Raw genomic sequence first — 24631 nt, forward strand, 5'->3', positions numbered from 1 at the left:
TCATTACATAAATAATTATATTTTTACGACCTCATTTAAGATCATAATATGAAAAAAAGAATTATTTTAGGGCTTCCTAAAAGCTTTAGTATGTTTGAATCTATAAAAACAAATTTAGAGTTTTATGGTTTTGAAGTTATTTCTGTATGCTTTACTGAGCATGAATTCAAGTATAAAAATTTTTCACAAAGAGCCTATAATTTTTTTCGAAAAACTTTTTTGAACGATAAAACTTATAAGGGTAAGTTAAAGTTTGAAAAGTCTAAAGTAGAAATTGATAAAATTATTGATTCTATTGAAGGTAAAGTAGATTATTGCCTCTTAATTCGAGCTGATATTTATCCTATTGATACTCTTCAAAAATTGAAAAGAAAATCAAATAAATTTATTGCTTATCAATGGGATGGCTTACATAGATTTCCTGCTATTTATAATTATATCCCTTTATTTGATCGATTTTTTGTTTTTGATAAAAATGACTTAAATAATAAAAAGTATAATTTACTACCCGTAACTAATTTTTATAATGATTTTGATACGCAAATTATTCCGCAAGCATTATGTAAAAACGATGTTTTTTTTATCGGTTCTTTTATAAATAAAAGAATGCCTCAGATTGAAAGATTTGTATCTTATTCAGAAAAACTTGGACTAAAATTAGATTTCATAATTTTTTCTTCACACTTGCCAGATCAAGAAAAGTATGACATTAAAGGTATAAAATATATAAATAAGCATCTGCCCTATTCTGAAAACTTAAAAAGGCTTAAAAATGCAAAAATCGTTATCGATTTTCTTAATGAAACTCATGTTGGTTTATCATTCAGGACTTTTGAAGCTCTATATTATGATAAAAAACTAATTACCAACAACATAGAAGTACTTAAATATGATTTTTATAAACCTGAAAATATTTTTATTTGGGACGGTTATAATTTAGAAGGTCTAGAGGATTTTATTAATACACCCTATGTTGCTGTTGAAAAAGAAATAAAATTAAAGTACGGTTTTAAAAATTGGTTAGCGTACGTTTTAGGAAATGAAAATCATACACCAATAGAGCTGCCTTAAAAAGGTATAAACCTCTTTGAAAAATGTAATATAAAACCACTTAAAATTGACTTATTTTTCAAGTTTTATGTTTATTACCTATTAATAAAGTATATCTGTATAAATTTTATTTATATTTTTAGCGATGTAATTGTCTTTAAACTTTTGAGCGTACTTATATCCTTCCTCTGTGATCTCATCACGCAATTCTTTCGAAGACAATAACAACTTAATTTCATTTTCCATTGCCATAACATCTGTGGGGTCCACATATCTTGAATATTTCCCCCCAGCTTCAGGAAAAACACCACTATGAGTAGTAATAACAGGAGTTTTTGAAAATAAGGCTTCTATAATCGGAATACCAAAACCTTCAAAAACACTTGGATAAATAAAGATTTCTGCTAATTGATACAAGGTGGACAATTCATCCATCGATAAGCCTTCTAAAAAAATGACTTTACCGCTTAGATCATTTGCAGAAATATATTGTTCAATTTCCTGAAAGTACTTCGTTCTTCTACCTACAATAACTAAAGAAATATCAATATTTTTTATTGATTTTACTATGGTCAATGCATTCTTTCTTTTTTCAATAGTACCTACATTAAGTAAAAATCGATTTGGTAATTGAAGCTTCTTTTTTAAATTTTCCTTTTCTACATTGGTTCTTTCAATCTTAAAAGCATTATGGCAACCTTGATAGACTACCTTTATTTTTGACTCTGATATTTTGAGATATTTTATTATATCTCGCTTAGTTTGCTCACTTATAGCAATTACGCAATCCGCATTTTCAGCAGCATATTTAAACTTTGAAAAATGAATTTTTCTATCAAAATAAGAGTACCATTCGGGGTATCTCATAAAAATTAAATCATGTATCGTAACTACAGATTTTATACCATTTTCTTTGAGATTACGTGGAATTTCTCCTGACAAACCATGAAAAACATCAATATTATTACTTTTAATTTGCGAAATAATAGCTCTTTGACGCCATAACGAAGATAATTTCTTCCAAAGCCAAGAGTCTGGCATAACCTCTTTCATTGAAGGCTGAAGCTTTAAACGATGTATCCTTTTAGGTTTTGGGTTGTATAAATAGTAAATGTTAGAGGGATGATAAGTACTTAAGATACGTACTAAATCTCTACTGTAATTTCCTAAACCTGTCGCGTTATGAAAAATACGTTTGGCGTCAAATCCTATCTTCATCTATTTATTATTTAATTTTTTTAATAATTTGAATCTCTTCCACACACCATAAGAAAGTATATATGAAAACTGAAACCCTCGATATCCATTTAAGAAGCCTAACTTAAAAAAATAATGTATAAAAAACCTTAACATCGGTTTAATAAATTGATGGTATAAAGTTACTTTTTTTTGGTTTGAATAAAGCTCCAAGGCTTTTAATTTAGCATAGTATTCGATTTTAGTTTTAAATTGATTCATACTTCTAAATGTATAATGATTTAAATTTCCTTTAAGCTTTCCTAAAGAGCCATCTATTTGAATTGTCTCATGAACAATTCCTTTATAAAAAGAATCCCTTTTATGAAATAAACGAGCAATTTTATTATCAAAGCCTCCGAAATATAACCTCCTTCCCTCCATAAAAGTTCTTCTTTTTAAAATAAAACCTTTATGTTTTTCATTACTATGTAAATTAGAACAGATACTTTCCCTTAATTCATCTGTAATTTCTTCATCTGCATCAAGCAAGAATATCCAATCATTTGTCGCTTTTCTTATTGCATAATTTTTTTGTGAAGAAAAATCATCAAATTGTCTTTGGATTAATTTCGCTTTATTATCAATAACAATTTCAACAGTCTTATCAGAACTAAAAGAATCAATAACGATAATCTCATCAGCAAAAAAAGCAGAATCCAATGCTCTTTGAACATTGGATTCTTCATTTAATGTTGGTATAATTACAGTTAATTTTGTCAACTCTTTTTTATTAAAAATTATATAAAAAACTTATTTTTTAAAATATGTAGTTGTTTTTTGAGAGTTACACTGCAACATCATACTCTCTTAATGCATCATTTAATGATGTCTTTTTGTTAGTACTTTCTTTACGTTTTCCTATAATTAAAGCGCAAGGAACATTATATTCTCCTGCAGCAAAACTTTTAGTATAACTTCCAGGTATTACGACTGATCTTGCAGGAACAACTCCTTTCATTTCAATAGGCTTTTCTCCCGTAACATCAATAATTTTAGTAGATGCTGTAAGCACAACATTTGCTCCTAAAACAGCCTCTTTCTCCACTTTAACTCCTTCTACAACAATACATCTTGAACCTATAAAAGCATTATCTTCAATAATTACAGGCGCGGCCTGAAGTGGTTCTAAAACACCGCCTATACCCACTCCACCGGATAAATGTACATTCTTCCCTATTTGAGCACATGACCCTACTGTAGCCCATGTATCTACCATAGTACCTTCATCAACATAAGCTCCAATATTAACGTAACTTGGCATTAAAATGGTTCCTGATGATATGTACGAACCATGCCTTGCTACTGCATTCGGTACTACTCGAATTTCTTTTTCCTTGTAATTTCTTTTTAATGGAATTTTATCATGGTACTCAAAGATACCCGCCTCAAGTGTTTCCATTTTTTGAATCGGAAAATATAATACTACTGCTTTTTTAACCCATTCATTAACTTGCCATCCATTACTGTTTGGTTCAGCAACTCTTAATTCACCTGCATCTAATAAATCAATTACTTCTCTAATTGCATTTACAGTGGTTTCTTTTTTTAATAATTCACGGCTATCCCATGCTTTTTCTATAATAGATTGTAATTCTGTCATCTTAAAAACTTATTTCTCGCAAATATAAATTGTGTTCTCAAATTGAACACGAAGATACATTTTTTAAACAGAAATTTAACTCCTGTTTAAATTCACTATTTTTGCCTTAAAATAAAAAAATGGGACGAATTCTAGCTATTGATTATGGAGTAAAACGAACAGGGATAGCGGTAACAGACGAATTTAAAATTATAGCCTCAGGATTAACAACTGTGAATACTGAAAATCTGATAACATTTCTTAAAAATTATATTAAAAAAGAAAATGTAGAACTTTTTATTATTGGTAAACCTAAGCGAATGAACAATACAAACAGTGAAAGTGAAATATTTATTATTGATTTTTTAAAGCAACTTCATAATACTATGCCTGAAATTCCAGTTGAACGCGTTGATGAACGTTTTACATCTAAAATGGCTTTTCAAACGATGATAGATAGTGGGCTTACAAAAAAACAGCGTCGAGATAAAGCTTTAATTGATGAGATAAGTGCCACTATTATATTACAATCGTACTTATACAATAAATAGTTTTTTTTCAGAACTCCATTCTTTGTATTTTTGTCGACATCAAAAATTAAATAAATGATTTTACCCATAGTAGCATACGGTGATCCGGTATTACGTAAGGTTGGAAGAGAAATAGATGCTAATTATCCTAACTTAAAAGAGTTAATTGAGGATATGAGGCAGACTATGTACAACGCTCAAGGAGTTGGACTAGCCGCTCCTCAAATTGGAAAAGACATTCGTTTATTCTTAATTGATGCAACTCCTTTTGCTGAGGACGATGATCTTACGGAAGAAGAAAAAAATACCTTAGAAAACTTTAATAAAGTATTTATCAATGCTAAAATCATCAAAGAAGAAGGAGAAGAATGGTCTTTTAATGAGGGATGTTTAAGTATTCCTGAAGTAAGAGAGGATGTTTACAGGCAAGAATTTGTTACTATCGAATATCAAGATGAAGAATTTAATACTCATCAAGAAACATTAAAAGGATTAGCAGCAAGAGTTTTTCAGCACGAATATGATCATATTGAGGGAGTTCTTTTCACGGATAAATTATCTTCTTTGAAAAAAAGACTTTTGAAAAGAAAATTAGATAAAATTTCTAATGGAAAGATTAATGCTGGCTACAGAATGCGATTTCCAAATAAAAAAAAGTAAAACGAAGTTATAAAATATAAATGATATATGGAGTTTAGTAAAATTATTGCCGTTACTGGAAAACCAGGGCTATTCGAAATTTTATCTCAAACAAAAACAGGTGTTATTGTAAAATCTATTGTAGATGGTAAACGCTTTCCTATTACAGCAACACATAATGTTAGCTTGTTAGAAAATATAGCGATATACACTTATGAAGAGGAAGTTCCTTTAGCTCAGGTAATTAAAAATATTTCAGATAAAGAAAGTGGAAAAGAAAGTATCTCTCATAAAGAAAGTAATACTACCTTGTTATCTTACTTTTCAGAAATTTTACCGAGTTTTGACGAGGAAAGAGTATATGCCTCAAATGTAAAGAAAGTGATTCAATGGTATAATATTTTAGTTAATGCCAAGTTTGATTTTAGTACTCTAGTTTCAGAAGCATCTGTAGAAACTGAAGAGGAAGAATAATACAATGTTTTTTAAATTATTATTAAAAGGTTTATGCGTTTATGAACTCTCGTAAAAAACAATTGAAAGCATTCAATCGTCTGTTGGATATTATGGATGATCTTAGGGAAAAATGCCCTTGGGATAAAAAGCAAACGTTGCAAAGCCTAAGACATTTGACTATTGAAGAGACTTACGAATTGGCAGATGCTATTTTAGATAATGATTTAGATGAAATAAAAAAAGAATTAGGCGATGTGCTTTTGCACATCGTTTTTTATTCTAAAATAGGAAGCGAAAAAGAAGCTTTTGATATAGCTGATGTTGCTAATTCAATTAGTGATAAGCTCATTAAAAGGCATCCTCATATTTATGGTGATATTACAGTTTCTTCTGAAAAAGAGGTCAAACAAAATTGGGAAAAAATAAAACTAAAAGAGGGAAAAAAGAGATCAGTTCTTGAGGGGGTTCCTAACAGCCTCCCCGCTTTGGTAAAAGCGAATAGGATTCAGGAAAAGGTTGCTGGAATTGGCTTTGATTGGGAGGAACCACACCAAGTTTGGGATAAAGTGCAAGAGGAGCTTTCTGAGCTAAATGAAGAAATAAAAAATAATAATCCTGAAAAAATTGAAAAAGAATTTGGAGATGTTCTATTTTCTATGATAAATTATGCCAGGTTTATCAATGTAAGTCCTGAAAATGCGTTAGAAAAAACTAATAAAAAATTTATAAATCGTTTTAAATTTCTAGAAAAAGAAGCTACCAAAGCCGGTCGTAATCTATCAGAAATGTCTTTATTGGAAATGGATGAAATTTGGGAAAAATCTAAAGAATTTTATAAGTAATCTAATCGTTATTTGAGAAAATAAATAATTTCTTAATTACGCTTGTTTTTAAGATACATTATCACAGCTTTTCTTATATCTGTAGCCATCTCTTCTTTTTGTGGTCGATAAATATTAAGTACATTTTTATTTTTACTGTTTAAAAACGGAATATCAAACCCCTTCAACAAATAGTCTGATATGGCAACCAAATATTCTTTATCTTCAATTAACTCTTGATTGTTAACAATCCATTTGTCAATTTTTTTTTTAACATTATATTTTTGCAGAAAAGCTCCTGTACCTGAAGCATTAGTACCATAATTTAAAACCTTTAGAAGTAAATTTCCACGTAATTTAACCTTTAGTATTGGACCTCCATATGGTAGTACTTTAAAAATATCAATTGCGTTAATCGCTCCATATAAAACATCATCAATTCTTATAGACCCTCCGTTAACCAAGGCACAATCAACTTTATCTTTATAAGCAAAACTCATTGCTTTAGTTATTAAATCTCCCATATTAGTTTGAACACTTCTTATTGGTGTATCTCTAGCGTCTAAAGAATCATTCGCTGTATATATTATTTCCTCTGGATTATTTACAACCTCTTTTATCTTTGTTTTTAAAATATTTTGCCATTTGTTAACAATAGTGTTAACTTCTTTATCGAATGCTATCCCCTTATTTACTTCCTTTAATTCAGATTTAAAAGTAACCTTACGAGTATTAGGATCATATTTAAATCTATGAATGTAAGCTGTTTTTGCATTTGCATCTGCTTTTGTAATTGTAACTCCTCCAACTCTATCATGAGAGTTTGTATGCTCATGTCCCCCCATTATCAAGGGAATATCTGGTAACATTAAAGCTATTTTTTTATCCTGTTCTATTGTAAGATGAGTAAGCCCCAAAACAATATCCACTTTAGGTTTTAAAGTATTATAAGATCTTTTAATTTCATCATATATATTTCCATAAAACACATAGTCTTTAGGATTGGAAGGAATGCAAACACTTATAAAACCAATTTTAAGCTTTTGATTTTCGCCAAAATTAAACTCTTTTATAAAGGTTTCTTTAATATCGGTTTTTACGTCATTATTTTCTTTGCAAAATTTTCTTTTTTCTCCGTTAATTTGATGTAAAACATTTGATGAAATCCAATCAAAATTACTCTCATTTATTCGCTTTTGTAAATTACTAAAACTCAAATCAAATTCATGATTACCAAAAGCAACTAAATCAAAATTCATAGCATTCATTACTTCTATCATTTGTTTTCCTCTAACACGGTCACCATCTACTTTTATGGTTCCTAGAAGGGATGGATTTAAAAAGTCACCAGCCAAAACTGTTAGAGTATTTTTATTTTCTTTTAATAACTCTTTTCTTATCGTTTCAACTCTTGCCATACCTCCATAATTCCCATTTTGTATAGGAGCTATTTCATAGACATCATTTAACTGTAAAATAGTAAACTCAAATAAATTACTTGAAGTTTCAGATGAAGATTTTTTTTTATCTACGCATCTTCCTGAAAGGAAACAAATTATTAAAACTAGTAAAAATTTAGTTGTTTTTTTCATTAACGATATGCTATTTTTCTTGTTTATATCTGTATCTATGATCGAAACAAATAGTACCTAAAAATTAAATATTTAATATTTTTGAGTTTGGATTAACGTAAGTAAAGTCGCGTATTTACCCTTATTTGCCTTCTGTACTCAACAAGTTCTGGAAATTGATAAAAAAAGTTTATTTTCTTTTGAGCAATAGTTTTAGGATGCTTTATTTTTTTCTTTAAAACAAAGAATGTCCAACTTTCAACAATGTCTTCTTCCGGACTCTCAGCAGCATAATCTGTTACAAAGTCGGAGAAATTTTCTCTGTAAAGCCCAAAAAGTTTTTCAACACAACTTTCTTCAGTAAAGCAGTGTCTCTCCTTAATAACATCCCACTTTTCAAGTAGTTTCCCTTTCCAAAATAGAGATACGAATTTGTTTAAGTAACTGTTTTTATAAGACTCCCCTTCGATTGTTAAATAAGGCTCTCCTTCCTCTTGACTAATTTTGTTTGTTGGTCTTATTTGCGTACTATTTAAGGTCAATAAATGTCCAAATTCGTGTACCAAAGTATAAACTGACTCTCTTAACCTTCTTTTATTTTTAGTTCTAAAATTTACGTCAATAGTATCTATTACCAATTGCCATTTATCATTTCTTTCATTTAAGGCTCCTAAGGCTCCCGTCTTTTCATCAAGACCATCTGAAATTAAAACTAATTTTTTTATGTATTTTTTTACAATTGGTTTAGGAAATATATCATAAAATGTTTTCCAATGTAATGCTGCCAAGTCATCGTTTTTTGTATAATTTTTTATAAACCTACCATTGCTTATGTTCCATGCTCCGATATTCTCATCGTTAGATGAGTAATTAAAAAATGAAAACATAACAAAAAAAGAAATAATAATTAACTTCATATGATTAAAAAACTTCAAGCGCCTTATTATAAGCACTTTCAAAACTCATTGGTTTTATGTTTGTTTTTACATTCTTTGAGGTAAAATAAGACAATAATTTTTCAGTTGGCATATTTCCTGTTAAATCATCTTTTGCCATTGGGCAACCTCCATAACCTTTTATTGCACCATCAAATCGTCTACATCCCGCCTCAAAAGCGCTATCTATTTTTTCAAACCATGAATCAGGAGTAGTGTGTAAGTGAGCTCCGAATTCTATATTTGGAAACTCAGGTATTAAATTTGAAAACAAATACTCAATGACCTTTGGTGTTGAACTACCTATTGTGTCTGATAAAGATAATATATTTACACCTAACTTACAAAGCTTTTCTGTCCATTCTCCAACAATATCAACATTCCAAGGATCGCCATAAGGGTTCCCAAATCCCATTGATAAATAAGCAACAACTTTCTTATTAGCTCTATTCGCAATTGCTAGTATTTCTTTTAATGTTTCAACAGACTGACTTATAGTTTTATGAGTATTTCTCATCTGAAAATTTTCTGATATTGAGAAAGGATATCCCAAATAATCAATTTCATTTAAAATAGCTGCATCATTAGCTCCTCTTATGTTTGCTACAATAGCTAGGAGTTTACTTTTGGTAGACGACAAATCAAGACCCGCTAATACATCTGCTGTATCTCGCATTTGTGGAATTGCTTTTGGTGACACAAAACTTCCGAAATCAATCGTATCAAACCCTACTTTTAATAATGCATTTATATATTTAATTTTCAAATCAGTGGGTATAAAGTGTCCCTTAATACCTTGCATAGCATCTCTAGGGCACTCGATAATTTTTACACTGTTACTCATCGGTCAAATATACATATTTTCAATAAACTTTTGATTTATCAGCCTAATACTATTCAAATAATTAACTTAGTAATTATAAAATTAGTTTTGCACTTAATTAAACTTTTTATTTTTAAAGTGTCACATAAAAACAAAATCACTGTCTATACAATAGATTAAAACTCTTTGAAGCAACAAATGTCAAACATCAATCAACTAATTGAACGTTGTAAAAAGGACGATAGTAATGCCCAATTACTTATCTATAATAAGTATTATAAAGCAATGTATAATAGTGCGTTTAGAATTCTAAACGACCAATTCGAGGCTGAAGATATCATGCAAGAAGCTTTTTTAGCTGCTTTTTCTAAACTAAATACTTTTAAAGGAGAAGTTGCCTTTGGTGCGTGGTTAAAAAGAATTGTTATCAACAAAAGTTTAAATCAACTCAAAAAGAACTCAAAATACAATGATTTAAAAATAGAGTTAAAAAATAATTATAATGATATCGAAGAAGAAATTGATTACTCAATGATAAACGTAAAACAAATGTTAAGCGCACTAAATCAATTAAAATCAAATTATAAAATTATTTTAACATTAAACCTAATTGAAGGATATGATTATGAAGAAATTTCTGAAATATTAAACTACACCAATGAAAATGTAAGAACCCTAGTTTCTAGAGCCAAAAAAAAATTAAAACAATTATTAGTAAGTAAAACCGAATAAGAATATTTTATGAAAAAAAATAATTTATCGTCTTTTCTAAACAATAATGATTTTGATATTCACGAACCCTATCCAGGTCATGTTGATCGTTTCAAAAGAAAATTAAACCTTAAAAAAAATAACAATAATTTTTCTTGGAAATGGCTGGGTATTGCAGCTTCAGTAATTTTGATAATCGGTTTTTATTTAGGTAGAATGAAAATATATTCATCAAAAGACAGCATAATCAAGTTTGCTCCTGAAATGGCTGAAACAGAATATTTCTTCATTACAACAATTCAACAAGAGTTAAAAGATATTGAAAGGTACCGAAATATTGAAACCGAAACATTAATTGAAGATGCTTTAGATGAAATTGAAAATTTAGAAGAGCAACATCAACTATTTATAAAAGAACTAAAGAATAACAACAATAAAAAACTAATTATTAAGAACCTAATAAACAACTATCAACAACGATTAAATATTTTAAAAACCTTATTAACCAAACTTGAAAATCAAAAAAAATCAAAGAAAATTGAACAAAATTATAATGAAATTATTTAATAGCATATCGTTGATACTTTTATTATTTTCAAATTTAAGTTATTCATTCAACGATCACGGACATAACAGATACGAAAAAAATAAAACAATTAAAAAAGAATTTCTTGTAAATGAAAATGCCACTTTATCCATTGATAATAAATATGGTAACTTGAATATAGACACTTGGAATGAAAATAAAATTGAAATCAATATTAAAATTATTGTGAAGGGAAATTCAGAAAGTAATATTGATGAAAAATTAAATAGTATTTATATAGATTTCACCGCTAATAAAAGTATGGTTAAGGCAAAAACTATTATCGAAAACAAAAATAGTGTTTGGTCTTTTTGGCGAAATCAAAAAAATAATACATCCTTCAAAATACACTATACAGTAAAAATACCTGCTAACAACAATGTTTTCTTACAAAATAAGTTTGGGAATATTCAATTAGATGATTTATGGGGAAAAGCTACTATTAATTGTTCTTTTGGTAATATTGAAATTGGAAAGCTTCAAAACTCAGAAAATAATATAAACCTAAATTATTCTGAAGATTCAAATATTGAGTATTTAACTTTTGGAAATATTTCAGTTGATTATTCTACTTTGAAAATAGATCAAGCAGAAAAATTGATGGTCGAATCAGATTACTCTAATATAAAATTTGGTAATATTAATTCGATAATTTACAATTGCGACTACGGAGGAATTTCTATCAATAGTGTTGTAAACCTAAAAGGTAATTCAGACTACACTAGAATAAAAATCGATTCATTAGAAAAAAAACTAGATATTGATACGGATTTTGGTAACCTTAAAATTCAAGAAATAAAAAAAGGATTTGAAAAAATTAATATCAATGCAAGCTATGCAAGTATTACGCTTGGTACCAAAACTGACAACAATTTTAAATTTAATGTTAATATAAGTTTTGCTAGTTTTAGTTTTCCTTCAAAAGAAATTCTATTAAATAAAAAAATTAAAAAATCATTCAAAAAATATTATGAAGGCAAATTTGGTAAAAACGTTTCAAATTCTATTATAAATATAAACTCGAGTTATGGTAAAGTTTCTTTGAAAAAATACAATTAAAAAAGTGAATTTATTGCAATTATTAGTATTATGATTTTCTATTTCAATATATTTTCAGAATTGGGTTGGTTCTAAAAAAATTAAAGATAGCGAGAGAGTGATTTCAAGGGAAAGAAAAATTAAAGAATTCAACAGACTAAGTATTGGATGTTCTTTTCTTATTATAAAGGAAGAAAGAAAATTGTTTTTTTTGACTATCGAGGCCAAAGACAACGTAATTCCATACTTAGAAACGAAAGTTAAAAACATACATTTAAAAATTGGGGTTAAAAATAACATGAATTTTCAAATATCTTAAAACATTGTTTTTAGAGTACACTTTAATTAAACATCATCAATCTCTATAATAAGATCAGAAAAAATAATTATAGAAAAAGAATTCATAATCAAAATATCGATTTAAATGTTGGCAGCTCAAGAACGATTAAAAAAGTTACCAATGTACAATTAATAAAAAACAAAAGTTGGTGGTTCTTATTCAATTAAATTAAGCGGAAAAACAAATAATTTGAAATACTCTAAAGGTGGATCCGAAAATGTAAAAGAATTAAATATAATATCAAAAATTTAAATATAACTTGATCAAATAATCTATATACCCACGTAAATAAAGTTAGATTTGAAAATACATATTACAAAGGAAAAGCATCAAGAATAAAGAAGTCTATTTTTAGTTCTGGAAAAATTATCAATAGAACTGAACAAAGTATAGCAAATTAAAATTCAATAAATCAGCTTAGTGAGTTTTTAATATATTTCTACAAAAAAAATAGATATGTTTATTTCTTAAAATTAATTTCTACTATTATTTCCCTTTTTTAATTTTGATACTTTAATTATTAAAAATGGATAAAAAAGAATTATTGAGGTTATCAAATACCTATGGTTGTCCTTTATATGTTTATGATACAGACATCATAACTAGTCAATATAATAAAATAACAAAAGCTTTTTCAAAAGTAAAAAACGTTAAAATAAACTATGCTGTAAAAGCACTTTCAAATATAAATATTTTAAAAGTTTTTAATTCTTTAAAGAGTGGTTTAGATACAGTATCCATACAAGAGGTTAAGTTAGGGTTATTAGCTGGTTTCAAGCCTAAAGATATTATATATACACCGAACGGTGTTTCATTACAAGAAATAGAAGAAGTTGCCAAGCTTGGTGTTCAAATTAATATTGATAACTTATCTATTCTTGAACTATTTGGACAAAAACACCCAAAAACCCCTGTGTGTATACGTATTAACCCTCATGTGATGGCTGGAGGAAATAGTAAAATCTCAGTTGGTCATATCGATTCTAAATTTGGAATCTCAATACACCAAGTACCACACATAAAACGTGTGGTTGAAAATACGGGAATGCATATCAATGGTATTCATATGCACACAGGTTCTGATATTTTAGATATTGATACATTTATAAGAGCCACAGAAATTTTATTTGAAGTTGCAAAACAGTTCAAAAATATTGATTTTATTGATTTTGGAAGTGGCTTTAAAGTACCGTATAAAAAAGATGATATTTCTACAAATATTGAAGAATTAGGAGAAAAATTGACCACGAGGTTTAACACATTCTGTAAAAATTACGGGAAAGAAATTACTTTAATGTTTGAACCAGGAAAATTCTTAGTTAGTCAATCTGGATATTTTTTAGCTAAAGTAAATGTAATTAAACAAACAACTTCTACTGTTTTTGCGGGGATCGATAGTGGACTTAATCATTTGATTAGACCTATGTTTTACAATTCATATCATTTTATTGAGAATATTTCAAATCCTAAGGGACGTGAACGATTTTACAGTGTTGTTGGCTATATTTGTGAAACAGACACTTTTGGTACCAATAGGCGTATCTCTGAAATTTCAGAAGGCGATATACTTTGTTTTCATAATGCTGGTGCTTATTGTTATTCAATGACATCTAACTATAATTCAAGATATAAGCCTGCTGAAGTTATGGTTCACAAGGGAAAGGACTACCTGATAAGAAAACGAGAAACGTTTGAAGATATACTAAAAAACCAAGAACAAATAAAAATGTCTTAAAAAAAAAACCGTCATTAGACGGTTTTTTTAAGAAAAAAATATTTTTCTTAGTTTATTTTTCTGCAACTACTTCAAATACAATATCAGCAACTACAGTTCTATGTAAACGAACCGCCGCATTATATTTTCCTAGTCTTTTAACATTTCCACCAGTAACTTTGATGAATTTTTTGTCTACCTCTGTACCTGCTTTCGTTAGTGCAAGCGCTACATCGGCATTATTCACTGATCCAAATAATTTATCTCCTGAACCTACTTTTGAAGCTATTTTAATTTCATATCCTTTAACAGCTTCTGCTAATTTAGTTGCATCTTCTATTATTTTCGCTTCTTTAAAAGCACGTTGCTTCAAATTTTCAGCCAATACTTTTTTAGCCGAAGAAGTAGCTAAAACAGCATGACCTTGCGGTATAAGATAATTTCGACCGTAACCGTTCTTAACGTTTACAACATCGTCTTTAAAACCTAAGTTTTCTACGTCTTGTTTTAATATCAATTCCATTGTTCTACTTCTTTATTATTTTAACATATCACCAACATATGGCATTAACGCTAAATGACGAGCTCTTTTGATAGCTTGAGCTACTTTACGTTGGTACTTTAATGATGTCCCTGTCAAACGTCTAGGTAAAATCTTACCTTGTTCGTTAACTAAATACATTAAGAAGTCTGCATCTTTGTAATCGATATACTTGATTCCATTTTTTTTGAATCTACAATACTTTGCTTCTTTTTTAGTTTCTATATCAAGAGGCGTTAAATAACGCACTTCTCCTTGCTTGTTTCCTTTTGCTTGTTGATCAATAGACGCCATAGGTTATTTTTTAGAGGATTTGACACGTTGTTTTCTTTTTTCAGCCCAAGCAACAGCATGTTTATCTAACTTTACAGTTAGGTATCTCATAATACTATCATCTCGTCTAAACTCTAGTTCAAACGGAGCGATAACATCTCCTCCTGCTTTAAACTCAAATAAATGGTAAAACCCACTTTTTTTCTTTTCGATTGGATATGCTAACTTCTTTAGTCCCCAATCTTCTTTGTGAATCACTTCTGCTCCTTTTGAAGTCAAATAATCTTCAAATTTCTGCACTGTTTCCTTTATCTGACCTTCAGATAAAACGGGATTCAATATGAAAACAGTTTCGTAATGGTTCATATATAATTAAAATTTAATTTTAAGCGTGCAAATATACATGATTTATTAAAATAAAACCAAAACTAAGGTAATTTTTCTAAATTAAAATCAAACATGGTTCGTTTATAATCTAATTTATTACAAACAACTTTTTTAACTCTTAATTCTTTAGACACCTTAAAAAAAAGGTATACTTAACAATTTTGGCCTCTTTTTTTGACGAAAACCAAACACCTCAAAAAAACAAAAAACTAAAAATCAATTATTTAACACACGTAGTTTTTGGTTTTTAACAAAAAATTAACTATGTTTGCATCTCCAAACCAAAACTTAGTCTTCAAATCTACCACTGCTTAATCTATTTTGAAATTTAATTTTTATTTTTATGCAGAAGCTATTTATTACTTTGTTAACATTTGTCTTATTTTCATGTTCAGACAATATTATCGAAGATACTGATTTGAAAAGTAATATTGATGAAGAGAGTTTTTTAAGTGATTTAGAAAAATCATCAAAATACAGAAATCAAAAAGATTTCGGAATAACTAAACTCAAAGAAATCAAAAGATTAAACCCTAAATTTATTCCAAAAAACATTATTACAAAAAGTCCTAACTATGAAATTACCACATCACTTTACCAGTTAAAGGATTTAAATGGTAACGTATTGAAAGAAGAAAAAAATACTATTAAACTTTATCAAACTGATCAATTTCAAAGAAATAATTTTTCTTTGAGAATAAGTAGATTTCTTTCGGGTAATGGTACTTTCGGTGGTAATGAACAAGAATTTCTTAAAAACGCTTTTAAAAGGTTTAGAAAAATGTATTCACATCCTCATTTCATCACATACATGGACAGAGCTGGAATTACAAAACCTGGAGCGGTTGTATATAATAAAATAAGACACGATTCCAAAGCTATCGTTTTTCAAAGAAAAAAAGGTATAAAAGCTATGAAAGCTAACGGAAGTAAAATTTCTGTATCAAATCAAATCAAATTTACAGGTGGTGTAAAGCCATTAGGAAAATTATCTCATGAAATTGGACATGTATATGGTTATGGGCATGGAACAAATGTAAATGCCGCAATGGAACGTTATGTAAAGAATTTTTACATGGATGGTGAAATTTCCAATTACGACCTTTTCAATATAAATGCGTTCAAGTATGAACACAAAGTAGAGGTTGATGCTCCATTAAACAATACTTGGATACTAAAAAGATTTAGAAAGAAAAACAAATTAAAAGTATATAATAAAAAATTACCTTTTCACCCATTCTTAAAATTCGATCTTGTTAACGGAAATAGAGACTTTACAGGATCTAATGGAAGCGTATCAATTAGTGGACAAGTTGAAAACTTAACTTATGATAAATTAAACATAAGTACAATAACTACCTCAGAAGCTTACACAAATGCTCTAAGCATACACTTAGATAAAATTTTGAAGCATGGGGTTTCATATGAAATTAAGGATACCAATATTCTATGGATTAGAAATCAGAAAGGAAAAGTAATTCTTGAATATCTTTTAAAATCAGAATAATTTTTTATTGGTTTTAGAATAATTCTTAGTCATAAAAAACCTCAAAATAAATATATTTATTTTGAGGTTTTTTTAATTATATTGTTTTCAATTGAGAATTAATTTCTGTCTGCCTCCTCCCTTCTATTCTTTTAATTTTGATTTCAAATCAAAATTAGCTAAACTAAAAAACCTTATGAACTAAAAGAACAAACCTCTTTAAATTCATAAAGAGGCCCTAATTTTATAATTTAAAATAGTTATATTTACATTATTGATTTCCTAATATTATTGGCATACCTGATTTTCCTGACCCAATAATAACAACCTTACTATTAGGGGACTCTGACAATTTATTTGTAGCTTCTATTCCCTTATCTCTTAAAATCTTATCTGTTAGTGAAGCACTCAATATTTTATTTGCATCTGCTTTCCCCTTTGCCTCTATCCTTTGTCTTTCTGCTTCTTTTTCTGCTTTTTCTATTCTAAATTGATACTCTAGAGATTCTTGTTCTTGTTTTAGTTTTCTTTCAATTGCATCACGAATGGTATTAGGTAATTGAACATCTTCTACCAAAACTCTTTCAACAATAATAAATTGATCTTTGAGTTCATCTTGTGCTTCTTCTAAAATTTCTTGTTCTATTACATCTCGTTTACTTGAATACAATTGTTCTGGTGTATACCTACCAACAACACTTCTTGCAGCTGCATTAATTGCTGGATCTAAGATATCTGACACATAATTTGTGCCTTTGGTTTTTATTAAGTTCCCTAAACTATTGTAATCTGGTCTAAACCAAACAGTTCCGTCAACACGAACTTCTAATCCATTAACAGACAGAACGTTCATTTGATCAGAAATAGACTGTTGTCGAACTTTTTGAACGATCATTTTATTCCAAGGTGCCACAATATGAAACCCCTCTCCAAAAGTTTTTGTTGTATTAATACCATCTCCAAATCTCTCAAAGATCACACCAGCCTCACCTGGGCCTATTGTCTCTGTTGATTTTATCACAAATATTAAAGAAATGATTGCTATTGGGATTAAAAAAGATCCTTTAGGTATGTTTAACTCAATTTGATTTTTTGCCATTTTTAAAGTTTTAGTTTAATCAAAAATACGATTAAAATATAATTTTCTATCTATATTTTTTTATACTGTATTTATATTAATCAAAACTCTAAAACAATATTAATCAAACTAATAAAAACACATAATAGCAAAATCAGATTACAAAAGCTTTGCCTTAAATATATTACTGTAATAATCATTATTATCTTTCCATTAAAATATTTTATTGCTCGGTATTTAAAGCTCTGAATTCAATTAAATTTCCAAAAGAAAAAAACACTTCAATCTGAATAGGATTACAACAGTTTTCACAATCTTCAATGTAAGATTGGTTTGATATACTTGTGTCTATTAACATCGAGATTTCTAGCCAACAAAATGGACATTTAAAAAAATGTTCTATCATAATTCTTAAAATGAATTAATTATTGGGAACATAAAACTTTTAGTTTTTTTACTTTTTTAAATGCGCCCAAAATATTTTCTAATAAACCATTCTGAAGCTAAAGAAATTACTATTAAAATTAAATACCACTTCCATTCAATTAAACTCTTTTGTGATATAATTGACTCCTGCACTTTAGAATAATTTGGATCAGAGTTTAAGTTATTTAATAAAGCCGCAATCTGATTGCTATAATATACCTTTCCATTGGTATTCAAGGCTATTTTTTTAAGTTTATTCTGATTTGCATTGACAAATTGTTCTTCAATCTCAAAAGCAGTAACTCTAAAACTCCCCCTGTTTGTTATAGATTGACCTTTTACCGTTACTTGATATGAGTAAATTCCTGGCTCTAATCCTTCTATCGAAACTCTGTAAGAATTGTTCATTAAAGAAAATGGATAGCTTATTTCTTCTTTTGTACTACTATTTATAATTTTTAAGTCAAGCGAGGCCCTTTTATCAAAACGATAATTTTGATCGACATAAAATGCTGAAAAAACAATATCTTCATTAGCGGAATAACTTTTTTTTGCCGTTATCTCTAGCCTATTTCGCTTTTTATTAGAAGCCAAGTACTGTATGATATTATTTAAAAATTTATCAAACTCCTCAAAAGACTTCTCTTTTAAATAACTAGAAGATCTCCATTTCCAAATACCTTCTCCGAACAACACCATTGTCTTTTTTTCATTTTCTTCAAGAGCTACTAATAAAGGCTGTCCTGAAGGAATCCCTCCAATATTTTGACCTAATAAAGCTTGATTTTTTCTTGTAAATTGGATTTTTCCAAATTTATCTTCCAATGGTGGAAATTCCTCAAAACCAATATTTTCTTGCATAAAAGTCAAAAAATTGCTGTTGTAAACAGGTGCAGACGCTTCATTTTGATTTATTGTTGATTTTTTTATTCCTAATTCTAAATTATTTATAAATCTCCAATCAGTTTTTATTCCAGAAATTAAAAAATAATTAGAGTTTACCTGATTTAACACATCCCTGAAGCTAAAATTAGGTTGGTAAAAAATAAACATTTGATAATTTTCAATATCAAATGCGTCCTTATTCATTATCTTGATTTCAACTTTTCTTTGCTTATTACTTTCTACTGCTTTTTTTATAGCTCCTAAATCTGGATGTATAATTGAGCTTAACAATAATATTTTTGTTTGTTCATCAATTACCTCAACAGAAAAATCTCTGCTGTTGTTTTTAATATTTTTTTCTTCAATAGAACTTTTGATAGATGCCTGATAATATTGTACTCCTTTTTCTTTAGATTTTAACTCTACACTAATAGTGTTTGTCTTGTTTTTGGGTGAAAAAAAAAGTTTTTTAGAAATCACTTTTTTCCCCTTATGGGTTATCATAAAATTAGCAGTTATAGAGCTGTCTCCTTCATAGAGTATCATTGCTTCAACAGGAAAATTGTTATTTAAATAACTATATTTATTTACATTCAAATTAGAAATTTGTATATCTTGATGGAGCGTTGTATCACCGATAATAATGGGAAAAATTTTAGTTTTCGGCTTATAAAATTCATAGTCATTTCCAGATGTTTGGTTTCCATCTGTTATAAGTATGGTTGCTCTTTTTTTGTTAGGGTACAATTTATCTATGGATAACATTGCTTCATTGATATCTGTTTTTCGCTCATCAAAACTTAAACTATCCGATAATTGAACATCTTCTCCAAAAGAAAAAGAAATTACTTCAAACTTGTTGTTAAGATCTTTATTTTTCTTTATAGATTCGACGATACTTTCTATCTTTTTTTCTTCCTTAAAAAATGCCATTGATTTAGAGTTATCAATCAACAAAGAAATAAGAGGTTTATGATTCTTTGTATCGACAACTTCTATCTGTGGATTGATTAGAAGAACTCCTATAAAAAAAAGTGTCAAGCTCCTCAAAAAAAACAAAACAATTGTAACGCGTGATTGTTTTTTTCCCTGATAAAAATATTGAAAGAAGGCAATAGCAACACTAGCAATTAATACTAGTAAAATATGTGATAGGGTTAATGGATCCAAATTCATTTCTTTTAAAATGTGAAGATATAAATATCTTATAAATATGCATTAAGGTTTTATTCTTATTTATGATTGAACTCATAAATTATAAACAGATTACCCTTTAATTTTGTTTAATAAAAACGAGTTAAATCATGGAGATATCAAATCTAATACAATCGAAAAATACTATTTCAGCACGAAAAAAAAATATTTTAATTGAACTTGTAAATGCTTGGATTAAAAAAGAAGAAAAAAATGCTATCGGAATTGCAATTTTATTTATTATGGTTGGTACTATGATTGCTTCTATTTCAGCAGCATTGGCTATACAAGGTGAAATTGCATATTTCCCATTAATTTTCACTTGTTTATCTGCAATGGGAGCAAATGTGATGGCTATAAGTCAACAACCTTTTAAAATAATTACTTGGACATTTATTATCAATATTCTTGGAAACTTACTTCTAATAATATACCAGCTAAAAGCATATGTTTAATTGGCAAAAAAATAAAACTACAAAAGTCTGCAAGGTTTTTGTAGTTTTATTTAATGTAATTGCATTGAATTTTAATATTTTAAGGTCTACTATCAAATATTTTGAAAAACAACATAGAAGCTATATTTCTTGCTCTTTCTTTGGCATTAAATGCTTTTTCACCAACAAAAAGCTCATCTATTGTAGAAAACCATAATTGAAGCCAACGTCCAAAATGTTTTTGAGAAATACTGTATTTAAAACTTTTATCAAGATTTTTATGTACTTTAACAGGATTTCCTTTAAACTTTCTTACAAAAAACAAATTTGTTTCCCAGAAATCTGTTAGCTTTATTAAATGATTTCCCCACTCCTTTTCTGGAATCATTTCAATAAAAATAGGCCCAATTAAATCGTCCTTTTTTATCCGATCATAAAAAGTTAATACTAATAAGTAAATATCTTCTCGTGACGCTATTTCTTTTTTATCCATATTCATATTAATTAAAAGCAAAAGTATATATTTACCTGAAAACCTTTTATGACCTAAATCATAATGATTCCAGAAGATATTTTATTCGAATTCAACGCTAAGACAGTTACTTACAAAAAAGATGAAAAAATTTTTACTGAAAATGACATTGCGCGAAACTATTACCAAATTTTAAAGGGAGCCGTAAAAATGAATAATTTTAATGATGATGGTAAAGAATTTATACAAGGTATATTTTACAAAAAACAAAGCTTTGGTGAACCTCCGCTTTTTATAAGTGTTCCTTATCCGGCAAACGCTATGACTTTATCGGATTCAGAAATAATTATTTTACCTAAAAAAAAATTATTTGAATTACTAACAGACCACCAAGAGATACATTTTAAAATAACAAAAGCGCTAGCTAAAAGACTTTACTACAAAGCTATAATTGCTTCAGAAATTTCAGGACAAGAACCAATGCATCGGATTTTAAGATTTTTTGATTATTTAAAAAATGATGTTCATAAACTAACATTAAATTCTAACTTTCAAATTCCCTATACAAGACAGCAAATTGCAGATATTTTGGGTTTAAGAGTTGAAACCGTTATTCGCTCAATTAAAAGTTTAGAAAAAAAAGGAGAAGTAAAAATAATTTCAAGAAAAGTTTACAGGTAATTTAACACTTCTTTTAAACACCTGTTAATCAAGCAAAAAAATAAATAATTTAAAAATACTTCTTTAATAAAAATTTCTATTTTTATTATATATTATCAACGCTATAATTTTTATTTTTGTTGCGTCAACACAACAAATAAACATGAATTTAACCCAATTAAATGCTATCTCACCCATTGATGGAAGATACCGTAATAAAGTTACTAGCTTAGCAAATTATTTTTCTGAAGAAGCTTTGATTAAATATCGAGTTAAAGTTGAAATTGAATATTTTATTGCTTTATGTGAAATTCCACTTCCTCAATTGGCTTCTTTCGACAAAAACCTATACACTTTACTAAGAGATATTTACAACAACTTTGATTCACAAGATGCTATCAAAATTAAAGAAATTGAAAGTATAACTAATCATGATGTTAAAGCCGTCGAATATTTTATCAAAGAAAAATTCGATGCTTTAGAACTTGAAGAATTCAAAGAATTTATTCATTTTGGCTTAACTTCTCAAGATATTAATAATACGGCTATTCCATTATCTTTAAAGGATGCTATGGAAGAAGTTTACTATCCAAAATTAGACGCTTTAGTTTCTAAGTTAGCCGATTTAGCTGAAGAATGGGAAGAAATACCCATGCTTGCTCGTACTCATGGGCAGCCTGCATCGCCCACTCGTCTGGGAAAAGAGTTTTTCGTATTTGTTGAGCGTATAAATAACCAAGTTATGCATGCGCAGCACGTACCACATGCTGCAAAATTTGGAGGAGCTACAGGTAATTTTAATGCCCATAAAGTTGCTTATCCAACTATTGACTGGAAAAAATTTGGAACTGAATTTGTTGAAAATATTCTTGGCTTACACCATTCTTTTCCTACTACCCAAATAGAACATTATGATCATATGGCTGCATTATATGATGGTTTAAAAAGGGTAAATACAATTTTAATAGATTTAAATAGAGATATATGGTCATATATATCAAATGATTATTTTAAACAAAAAATTAAAAAAGGAGAAGTTGGCTCTTCGGCTATGCCGCATAAAGTAAATCCTATTGACTTTGAGAACTCTGAAGGAAACTTAGGAATTGCAAATGCAATTTTTGAACATCTCTCTATAAAACTTCCTATTTCACGTCTTCAACGTGATTTAACAGATAGTACTGTGCTACGAAATATTGGAGTGCCTTTTGGGCATACACTAATTGGTTTTACCTCTACGCTAAAAGGATTAAATAAATTATTATTAAATAAAGAAAAATTTAAAAAAGATTTAGATGATAATTGGGCTGTAGTTGCTGAAGCTATTCAGACAATATTACGAAGGGAAGCTTACCCAAATCCTTATGAAGCACTAAAAGGATTAACACGTACTAATGAAAAAATTACACAAAATTCAATTGCCTCATTCATCGATACTCTTAACGTTTCTAATGAAATCAAAAAAGAGCTGAAAGTAATTACACCTTCAAATTATACTGGAATTTAATTGTATTTAAAAATGAGAAAAATCTTACTTGTACTAATTTTCATGCCAATATTAATTAAATGTAAGCCACAACTAAAAGGCAATCCTGACAGGTTTAAATATGGTGTTTTTGAGTTTCCTGCTATCGGAAATATTAGTAAAATAAAAATAACACGAAATGACAGCCTTCAAATTGAAGAGTATACAGAAAAAATTAGTGTTTCAAACGACAGTATGAGTACTGAAAAAATTATAAAAAAGATTGATACTTTTTATATAAAATGGAAAAATAATTTTAACTACACCTGTATCAAAAAAAATCCTAAGACAGACCTTTATAAAGACCCCTTGTTTTTTCAAATAACGAAAGTAACAGAGGACTCTTATGATTTTACATTAAAAATTGGTTACTCAAATTTCAAACAAAAAGGAACAATAAAAAAAATAAAATAAACTATGGAAATATTCTTACAAGCAGATACTTGGGGGGCACTCATAACATTAACGTTTTTAGAAATTGTGTTAGGTATTGATAATATTATTTTTATATCTATCGCCGCAAACAAACTTCCTGAAAACGAACAGAAAAAAGCAACCAATATTGGACTTCTATTGGCCATGGTACTTCGTGTGGTTTTATTATTTGGAATTTCATTACTAATTGCCATGAACGCTCCTTTTTTCCATATTGACTGGTCTTGGTTTAAAGCTGGTTTTACAGGACAAAGTTTAATTTTATTTGCGGGAGGATTATTTCTTTTGTACAAAAGCACCAAAGAAATTCATCATAAAGTTGATGGGATAGAAGCGTCTACAGGTGATGAAAATTCTAAAAAGAAATATACGATAAGTCAAGCAATAATTCAAATCACATTAATTAATATCGTATTTTCTTTCGACTCAATATTAACCGCAGTTGGTATGACAAATGGTATAGAAGGAGCGATGATTATTATGATCACTTCAGTCATACTATCGATGATTATCATGATGTTATTTGCAAATCCAGTAGGAAAATTTGTAAATAAGCATCCATCAATTCAAATGCTAGGATTGGCCTTCTTAATACTTATTGGCTTCATGTTAATTGCGGAAGGAGCTCATCTTTCCCATGCAAAACTTTTTGGTCAGGAAGTAGGAGCTATTCCGAAAGGATATTTATATTTTGCCATCACCTTTTCCCTAATCGTTGAAATGTTAAATATGCAAATTAGAAAAAAGAAAAAAAGTAATTAACCGTGTATTTTTTTAGGTCATTAATAGTGTCTATTTAAAGT

28 protein-coding genes are annotated in these 24631 nt (G+C 28.4%); 15 read left to right on the forward strand and 13 right to left on the reverse strand.

Features of this window, described 5'->3' with window-relative positions:
• Positions 1 to 48: 48 nt before the first annotated feature.
• On the forward strand, positions 49 to 1071 hold the full coding sequence (locus tag ACSIGE_RS02420) for a hypothetical protein (protein WP_440881205.1): 1023 nt from the start codon (positions 49 to 51) through the stop codon (positions 1069 to 1071).
• 81 nt (positions 1072 to 1152) lie between these two features.
• Here the strand turns inward: ACSIGE_RS02420 and ACSIGE_RS02425 are convergent, their stop codons facing one another.
• From ACSIGE_RS02425 to ACSIGE_RS02435, 3 genes are all read right to left on the reverse strand, one after another.
• Entirely contained in the window at positions 1153 to 2268 is a 1116-nt protein-coding gene (locus tag ACSIGE_RS02425) for a glycosyltransferase family 4 protein (protein WP_440881206.1), read from the reverse strand.
• Positions 2269 to 3009, reverse strand: a complete 741-nt coding sequence (locus tag ACSIGE_RS02430; protein WP_440881207.1) for a glycosyltransferase family 2 protein — start codon at positions 3007 to 3009, stop codon at positions 2269 to 2271.
• Positions 3010 to 3073: 64 nt separating this feature from the next.
• Positions 3074 to 3889, reverse strand: coding sequence for a 2,3,4,5-tetrahydropyridine-2,6-dicarboxylate N-succinyltransferase (locus ACSIGE_RS02435; protein ID WP_440881208.1), 816 nt, complete (start codon positions 3887 to 3889; stop codon positions 3074 to 3076).
• 119 nt (positions 3890 to 4008) lie between these two features.
• Here ACSIGE_RS02435 and ruvX point away from each other — a divergent pair, with 119 nt between their 5' ends.
• The 4 genes from ruvX to mazG are packed head-to-tail and all read left to right on the forward strand — an operon-like array spanning position 4009 to position 6335.
• The gene (gene ruvX, locus ACSIGE_RS02440) at positions 4009 to 4419 is read left to right on the forward strand and encodes a Holliday junction resolvase RuvX (protein WP_440881209.1); all 411 of its coding nucleotides are present in this window, start codon (positions 4009 to 4011) and stop codon (positions 4417 to 4419) included.
• A gap of 54 nt (positions 4420 to 4473) precedes the next feature.
• On the forward strand, positions 4474 to 5058 hold the full coding sequence (gene def / locus ACSIGE_RS02445) for a peptide deformylase (protein ID WP_440881210.1): 585 nt from the start codon (positions 4474 to 4476) through the stop codon (positions 5056 to 5058).
• Between the two features lie 27 nt (positions 5059 to 5085).
• Positions 5086 to 5511 (forward strand): DUF5606 family protein, encoded by a 426-nt coding sequence (locus ACSIGE_RS02450; RefSeq protein ID WP_440881211.1) that lies wholly within the window; start codon positions 5086 to 5088, stop codon positions 5509 to 5511.
• 41 nt (positions 5512 to 5552) lie between these two features.
• Entirely contained in the window at positions 5553 to 6335 is a 783-nt protein-coding gene (gene mazG, locus ACSIGE_RS02455) for a nucleoside triphosphate pyrophosphohydrolase (RefSeq protein ID WP_440881212.1), read from the forward strand.
• Between the two features lie 32 nt (positions 6336 to 6367).
• On the opposite strand, the gene ACSIGE_RS02460 is transcribed toward mazG, so the two are convergent.
• The 3 genes from ACSIGE_RS02460 to ACSIGE_RS02470 all read right to left on the reverse strand — a co-directional run bounded on the left by ACSIGE_RS02460 (position 6368) and on the right by ACSIGE_RS02470 (position 9664).
• On the reverse strand, positions 6368 to 7906 hold the full coding sequence (locus tag ACSIGE_RS02460; RefSeq protein WP_440881213.1) for a bifunctional metallophosphatase/5'-nucleotidase: 1539 nt from the start codon (positions 7904 to 7906) through the stop codon (positions 6368 to 6370).
• Positions 7907 to 7998: 92 nt separating this feature from the next.
• A complete protein-coding gene (locus ACSIGE_RS02465) occupies positions 7999 to 8802 on the reverse strand; it encodes a hypothetical protein (protein WP_440881214.1) in 804 nt (267 codons plus the stop codon).
• 4 nt (positions 8803 to 8806) lie between these two features.
• Positions 8807 to 9664, reverse strand: coding sequence for a hydroxymethylglutaryl-CoA lyase (locus ACSIGE_RS02470; protein WP_440881215.1), 858 nt, complete (start codon positions 9662 to 9664; stop codon positions 8807 to 8809).
• Positions 9665 to 9841: 177 nt separating this feature from the next.
• On the opposite strand from ACSIGE_RS02470, the gene ACSIGE_RS02475 reads away from it, so the two are divergent.
• From ACSIGE_RS02475 to lysA, 4 genes are all read left to right on the forward strand, one after another.
• The gene (locus ACSIGE_RS02475) at positions 9842 to 10375 is read left to right on the forward strand and encodes an RNA polymerase sigma factor (RefSeq protein ID WP_440881216.1); all 534 of its coding nucleotides are present in this window, start codon (positions 9842 to 9844) and stop codon (positions 10373 to 10375) included.
• A gap of 9 nt (positions 10376 to 10384) precedes the next feature.
• Positions 10385 to 10921, forward strand: a complete 537-nt coding sequence (locus tag ACSIGE_RS02480; protein WP_440881217.1) for a hypothetical protein — start codon at positions 10385 to 10387, stop codon at positions 10919 to 10921.
• A complete protein-coding gene (locus tag ACSIGE_RS02485; protein WP_440881218.1) occupies positions 10908 to 11999 on the forward strand; it encodes a hypothetical protein in 1092 nt (363 codons plus the stop codon). The genes ACSIGE_RS02480 and ACSIGE_RS02485 overlap by 14 nt, the downstream gene beginning before the upstream one ends.
• An 845-nt stretch (positions 12000 to 12844) precedes the next feature.
• Positions 12845 to 14053 (forward strand): diaminopimelate decarboxylase, encoded by a 1209-nt coding sequence (gene lysA / locus ACSIGE_RS02490; protein WP_440881219.1) that lies wholly within the window; start codon positions 12845 to 12847, stop codon positions 14051 to 14053.
• Between the two features lie 52 nt (positions 14054 to 14105).
• On the opposite strand, the gene rplI is transcribed toward lysA, so the two are convergent.
• The 3 genes from rplI to rpsF are packed head-to-tail and all read right to left on the reverse strand — an operon-like array spanning position 14106 to position 15212.
• Positions 14106 to 14555: a 50S ribosomal protein L9 gene (gene rplI / locus ACSIGE_RS02495; protein ID WP_440881220.1), complete on the reverse strand. Its 450-nt coding sequence runs from the start codon at positions 14553 to 14555 to the stop codon at positions 14106 to 14108.
• Between the two features lie 15 nt (positions 14556 to 14570).
• A complete protein-coding gene (rpsR, locus tag ACSIGE_RS02500; protein ID WP_133536510.1) occupies positions 14571 to 14867 on the reverse strand; it encodes a 30S ribosomal protein S18 in 297 nt (98 codons plus the stop codon).
• A 3-nt stretch (positions 14868 to 14870) separates the two neighbouring features.
• A complete protein-coding gene (rpsF, locus tag ACSIGE_RS02505) occupies positions 14871 to 15212 on the reverse strand; it encodes a 30S ribosomal protein S6 (protein ID WP_440881221.1) in 342 nt (113 codons plus the stop codon).
• A gap of 364 nt (positions 15213 to 15576) precedes the next feature.
• On the opposite strand from rpsF, the gene ACSIGE_RS02510 reads away from it, so the two are divergent.
• Entirely contained in the window at positions 15577 to 16740 is a 1164-nt protein-coding gene (locus ACSIGE_RS02510; protein WP_440881222.1) for a hypothetical protein, read from the forward strand.
• 250 nt (positions 16741 to 16990) lie between these two features.
• Here ACSIGE_RS02510 and ACSIGE_RS02515 read toward each other — a convergent pair whose 3' ends face one another.
• The 3 genes from ACSIGE_RS02515 to ACSIGE_RS02525 all read right to left on the reverse strand — a co-directional run bounded on the left by ACSIGE_RS02515 (position 16991) and on the right by ACSIGE_RS02525 (position 20278).
• Positions 16991 to 17818 carry a prohibitin family protein gene (locus ACSIGE_RS02515; protein WP_440881223.1) on the reverse strand — a complete coding sequence of 276 codons (828 nt, stop codon included), beginning with the start codon at positions 17816 to 17818 and terminating at the stop codon, positions 16991 to 16993.
• A gap of 202 nt (positions 17819 to 18020) precedes the next feature.
• Complete coding sequence (locus ACSIGE_RS02520) at positions 18021 to 18203, reverse strand: CPXCG motif-containing cysteine-rich protein (protein ID WP_440881224.1); 183 nt, start codon at positions 18201 to 18203, stop codon at positions 18021 to 18023.
• Between the two features lie 56 nt (positions 18204 to 18259).
• Positions 18260 to 20278, reverse strand: coding sequence for a VWA domain-containing protein (locus ACSIGE_RS02525; protein ID WP_440881225.1), 2019 nt, complete (start codon positions 20276 to 20278; stop codon positions 18260 to 18262).
• Between the two features lie 134 nt (positions 20279 to 20412).
• Here ACSIGE_RS02525 and ACSIGE_RS02530 point away from each other — a divergent pair, with 134 nt between their 5' ends.
• Positions 20413 to 20757: a hypothetical protein gene (locus ACSIGE_RS02530; RefSeq protein ID WP_440881226.1), complete on the forward strand. Its 345-nt coding sequence runs from the start codon at positions 20413 to 20415 to the stop codon at positions 20755 to 20757.
• Between the two features lie 79 nt (positions 20758 to 20836).
• Here ACSIGE_RS02530 and ACSIGE_RS02535 read toward each other — a convergent pair whose 3' ends face one another.
• Complete coding sequence (locus tag ACSIGE_RS02535) at positions 20837 to 21229, reverse strand: group III truncated hemoglobin (protein WP_440881227.1); 393 nt, start codon at positions 21227 to 21229, stop codon at positions 20837 to 20839.
• A gap of 63 nt (positions 21230 to 21292) precedes the next feature.
• Between ACSIGE_RS02535 and ACSIGE_RS02540 the strand changes: the two genes are divergently transcribed.
• The 4 genes from ACSIGE_RS02540 (at position 21293) to ACSIGE_RS02555 (ending at position 24590) form a co-directional block, all read left to right on the forward strand.
• Complete coding sequence (locus tag ACSIGE_RS02540; protein ID WP_440881228.1) at positions 21293 to 21889, forward strand: Crp/Fnr family transcriptional regulator; 597 nt, start codon at positions 21293 to 21295, stop codon at positions 21887 to 21889.
• Between the two features lie 142 nt (positions 21890 to 22031).
• Entirely contained in the window at positions 22032 to 23375 is a 1344-nt protein-coding gene (gene purB, locus ACSIGE_RS02545) for an adenylosuccinate lyase (RefSeq protein WP_440881229.1), read from the forward strand.
• Positions 23376 to 23387: 12 nt separating this feature from the next.
• Positions 23388 to 23807: a hypothetical protein gene (locus tag ACSIGE_RS02550; RefSeq protein WP_440881230.1), complete on the forward strand. Its 420-nt coding sequence runs from the start codon at positions 23388 to 23390 to the stop codon at positions 23805 to 23807.
• Positions 23808 to 23810: 3 nt separating this feature from the next.
• A complete protein-coding gene (locus ACSIGE_RS02555) occupies positions 23811 to 24590 on the forward strand; it encodes a TerC family protein (protein WP_440881231.1) in 780 nt (259 codons plus the stop codon).
• Positions 24591 to 24631 lie beyond the last annotated feature (41 nt).

It is taken from the genome of Tenacibaculum profundi (assembly GCF_052050075.1).
Classification (GTDB): domain Bacteria; phylum Bacteroidota; class Bacteroidia; order Flavobacteriales; family Flavobacteriaceae; genus Polaribacter.